Genomic DNA, 4163 nt, shown 5'->3' with positions numbered 1-4163 from the left:
GCCCCACACCGTTTTCAGCGCCCACTGGCTGCTGACGTTTTCGATCTTCTCCCGCAGCCGCTTGATGTGGACATCCACTGTCCGGCTGTCGCCGAAGTAGTCAAAGCCCCACACCTCATCCAGCAGCTGGTTCCGGGTGTACACCCGGTTGGGGGTGGAGGCCAAATGATACAGCAGCTCCAGCTCCTTGGGGGGCGTGTCGATTTTCTTCCCATCCACGATCAGCTCGTAGGAGTCCAGGTCAATCACCAGCTTGTCGAACGTCAGCCGTTTGCTGGTGTCGTTGGGGATCTCCGTCCGCCGCAGGACCGCATTGATCCGAGCGATGAGCTCCTTCATCTCAAAGGGCTTCACCACATAGTCGTCCGCCCCCATCTCCAGGCCCTGGATGCGGTCGAACACCTCGCCCTTGGCCGTCAGCATGATGATGGGCACCTTGCTGGTCTCCCGGATTTTGGCGCACACCGACCAGCCGTCCATCACCGGCAGCATGATGTCCAGCAGGATCAGGTCCGGAACCTGCTTCTGAAACTCCTCAATGGCCTTGCCGCCGTCCCCGGCGATGCGGACGTCGAACCCCTCCTTCACCAGGTACATGTGGATCAAATCACAGATATTGCGGTCGTCTTCCACGACCAGGATGTTGCGGCCCATGGCGCTCCCTCCCATTTCGATATGTCTCTCTTCGCTGGTTCTGCCGCCCGCGGCGTCCGCCTGTTCACAGACACAGCCGATTCTTGATATCCTCTATTATATCCGCTCCCGGGGCGGTATGTTGAATATTTTGTAAATCTTGGCAGGTCAGGACACCGTCTCCGTCATGGCCAGACAGCGGTCGTCCGCCGCCTCCGCCGCAGACAGGAACGTCCCAAGCCCTGCGGCGTTGGCGCCGTCGCCCAGCCAGACAGTGACCTCGCCGCCCCGGCTGGTCACCCGCTGGAGCAGCGTGTCGGCGGCGCCGGTGCTGCTGAGGGGATACGCCGCCCGGTCCAGATCCGGGTCCAGCGGGCAGAAGCCCGCCGCCTCCGCCGCGGAGACAGACTCCTCCCCGGCGTTTTCAATCCAAGCCAGCCGGGTCTTGACGCTGGCGGCCTGGGAGAGCAGGCGGTTCCCCGTCTCCAGCTGTTCCGTCACCGGGCGGTCCGCCGCGGCGTCCACCGCCAGCCCGATGGCCTGCCCTGTGGCGGTCATTCGCCGCAGCAGGTCGCCGCCTTCCCGCAGAAACGCCTCCGTACAGTAGAAAGCCGCGTGGGCGTCATAGCGGTCCAGAATGTCCAGCAGGGACTTCACCCGCTCCGGGTCCGCGGCCTCCACACAAAGATAAATCCGCTGCCCGGTGACGGTGGAGGGCTCCGTTTCCTCCGGCGCGATGTCCTCTTCCGCACTCTGGTTCCGCAGGTACTGGTTGTACTCGTAGTCCATCCGGGACTTGGCGGCGTCGGCAAAGTACCGCTCCTCCATATCCATATCCGGATTGCGCACCCAAACCAGATAGCCCCGGTCCACCTCCACGGTGGAGTAGAGCAGGCCGAAGCACCGGGCGATCAGAGAGATGGGCAGGAAGATCACGCCACCCCGCTGGATGGGCTTCTGGAAATACAGGTTGCCCTCGTTGTCGATGGCATAGTCCTTGTTCAGGTCAAATACCAGGGAGCTGTATACCGTCTTGTCCACATACAGCAACACGGTCTGCCGGGCAATATTGGGGTAGTAGGACACGCCCAGATCCCGGCCCACGCCGGTGAAGATAGTGCTGGGCACATACAGATAGCCGCCGGACCAGAAGGGCATGGTGTCGTCCGACAGCGTCAGCACGTTTTTGTTGACTGCGGTGAAATACACCGTCTCCGCCGCCCCCGACGGGACCGGCGACAGCTGGAACACCAGCAGCAGGCACAGCAGCAGTGCCGCGAGCTTTCGTCTCATCATGTCCTCCCTTCCGCAGAAGCTCCCCTGGAAGATTGTATTTTACCACATTTCCGGCTTTTTTGTAAAGAGTCACCCCATGGCGGCAGTAGTATAGGGCTCCACGGTGACGCCGGTATAATAGTGGGTGAGGATCGTCCGGTAGTCCGCTCCCTCCTTGGCCATCTGGTTGGCGCCGTACTGGCTCATACCCACGCCGTGGCCGTAGCCAGTGACGAAGAACACCAGCTTGCCGTCCGCCGCCTCCCACTCGAAGCAGGCGGACCGCAGCCCCAGGACGCTCCGTAAAGTGCTGCCCTTCATGCTCACGCCGCCCACGTCCACCGACTCCACGCTGCCGGCGGTGTCCGTCACGGCGTTTTGCAGCCAGCCGCTGATGTCGCCGGACAGGTCCGCCTCCGGATAGGAGGCCAGGACCTTCTCCCGGAACTCCTCCGCCGTGAATTCCACACGGCTGTAATAGTTGGGGATGCTGTCCGCAGGCTCCGGCGAAGACACCGCCTGGAGATAGGGCAGGTCGCTGACCCACACTTGGCCGGAGGAGCGGGTCTGCCCGGCGGAGCAGGAGTGGAACACCGCCAGGATGGGCACGCCGCCGTACAGGATGGTCTCTCCGTCGGTCTCCCGGACGGCGGTCTCGATCTTTTCCTCATAGGCGTCCGCGTTCTCGCCCCAGTTGTTCCGGGCGTTTTCCTCCGAGATATACGCCTGGCAGCAGGTGGAGTCCGTGCAGATGTCCGCGGTGTCGCCGTGGTTGCCGCCGGTCTGCATCTTGTACAGGGTGTACGTCCGGGCCGCCACCGCCTGGGCTTTCAAAGCCTCCGGCTCAAAGGAGGCGGGCATCTCCGCCCGGACCACGCCCACCAGATACTCTCCCAGGGTCATCTCCTCCACCGCGTCCCCTGCCAGGACCTTCAGCACCATCTCTCCGTCCAGGTCCCCCGGCTGAAAGGGCTCCCGCTCCGACTCCACAGCGATGGGATCATCGGAGAAAAGCTCTGTCTGAAAGGGCACTACCACCGCCAGGGGCAGGGCAAACAGCAGCACCAGCAGCACCGCGGAGATGGCGGCGCTCTGGTGCAGATCAGAATGGCGTCTCATGGAAATTCCTCCTCTTTTGTTCCCCGTCTGCGGGCCTGTCCCTTCACTGTATGCGCCCGGAGGGCGGAAAATGAGGCCGGCATGGACAAACAGCCTTTCCCGTGGTATACTGGCTTTTGAAAATCTGTCATGATAAGGAGATCGGCTCCTATGAAGAAATACGTGCTCTGGCCCCTGCTGGCCGCCATTGGCGGCGTGGGGGCATTCCTGCTGCGGCTGCTTCAGCGCAGCACTGGGTTCGAGGTGGACACAGGCCTCCCCATCCCCGGCAATCTGTACGCCATCCTGCTGGTGGCCTGGTTCGTGGTTCTGGCGGCAGTCTGCCTGCTGGCAGCCCGGACCCTTCTGCCTGCGGACCGGGAAGACCCGCCCCTCTTTCCCGCAGGCTTCTCCGTGGCTTCCCCCGGGCTGCTCACTCCGGCGGTGATGGGGCTCTTCCTGCTGGCAGCCTCCGGCGTTCTGGACCTGCTCTTCGGCTTCTCCGGCGCCAGCGCCCTCACCGGCAGCGGAGAGACGGTGACCGTTTTTGTGACCGCCCAGGGCAGTCAGCTCTTCTCCGGCAGGGAGCATCTGGTGGTGGGTCTGCTGTCTCTTCTCTCGGCGGCCAGCCTGCTTCCCGCTGTGCCTGCCTGCCGCATCCGGCCGGAGGGCGGGGCGCGCAAGCCCTTTCAGAGTCCTCTGCTGCTGGTGCCTGTCTGCTGCCTGGTGGTGCGGCTGGTGCTGACCTACCGGGTGGTGTCCGTAGACCCGTCCCTTACAGATTACTACACGGAGCTGCTGGCGGTGGTGTTCCTGGCTCTGGCCTTCTACCGGCTGTCCTCCTTCGCCTTCCGGGCGGGGCGGACCCGCCGCTTCGCCGTCTATGCGGCGCTAGCCATCGCCTTCTGCCTGGCCACTCTGGCGGATCGGCCGGATCCGGCCCGGCTGCTGTTCTACCTGGGCGGCGCCGTGGCGCTTTTCGGCTTCCTGCTCCAGCGGACGGCGGTACTGGCCGCGCCCTGGGACAATACCTGACAGTTTATCACAAAATCCCCGCGGCCGGGAGTGCCCGCCGCGGGGATTTTCCGTTTGTTCACAAATACCGGGGAAATCGAGAAACGGACCAGCCTTTCGGCTGGGCCGTTTCCCTATTTTTT

General features: G+C 63.5%; 4 protein-coding genes. 1 reads left to right on the top strand and 3 read right to left on the bottom strand.

Going from position 1 to position 4163, the window contains the following annotated elements; genetic code table 11:
* The 3 genes from HMPREF1546_RS15580 to spoIID form a co-directional block, all read right to left on the bottom strand.
* A partial coding sequence (locus HMPREF1546_RS15580; protein ID WP_036637093.1) for a response regulator transcription factor occupies positions 1–654 on the bottom strand: 654 nt, incomplete at its 3' end.
* Positions 655–801: 147 nt separating this feature from the next.
* The gene (locus HMPREF1546_RS15575) at positions 802–1926 is read right to left on the bottom strand and encodes a polysaccharide deacetylase family protein (RefSeq protein WP_036630351.1); all 1125 of its coding nucleotides are present in this window, start codon (positions 1924–1926) and stop codon (positions 802–804) included.
* A gap of 72 nt (positions 1927–1998) precedes the next feature.
* Positions 1999–3027 (bottom strand): stage II sporulation protein D, encoded by a 1029-nt coding sequence (gene spoIID, locus HMPREF1546_RS15570; protein ID WP_021749296.1) that lies wholly within the window; start codon positions 3025–3027, stop codon positions 1999–2001.
* 150 nt (positions 3028–3177) lie between these two features.
* Here spoIID and HMPREF1546_RS15565 point away from each other — a divergent pair, with 150 nt between their 5' ends.
* Positions 3178–4041, top strand: a complete 864-nt coding sequence (locus HMPREF1546_RS15565; RefSeq protein WP_021749298.1) for a hypothetical protein — start codon at positions 3178–3180, stop codon at positions 4039–4041.
* The last annotated feature ends 122 nt before the right edge of the window (positions 4042–4163 follow it).

The sequence above is a fragment of the Oscillibacter sp. KLE 1745 genome (assembly GCF_000469445.2).
GTDB lineage: Bacteria > Bacillota > Clostridia > Oscillospirales > Oscillospiraceae > Oscillibacter > Oscillibacter welbionis.
This window is presented reverse-complemented; position numbering and strand designations above follow the sequence as displayed.

Coding starts and splice junctions, on each gene's coding strand:
- HMPREF1546_RS15575 (WP_036630351.1), bottom strand. CDS start 1,926: ATGAGACGAAAGCTCGCGGCACTGCTGCTGTGCCTGCTGCTGGTGTTC.
- spoIID (WP_021749296.1), bottom strand. CDS start 3,027: ATGAGACGCCATTCTGATCTGCACCAGAGCGCCGCCATCTCCGCGGTG.
- HMPREF1546_RS15565 (WP_021749298.1), top strand. CDS start 3,178: ATGAAGAAATACGTGCTCTGGCCCCTGCTGGCCGCCATTGGCGGCGTG.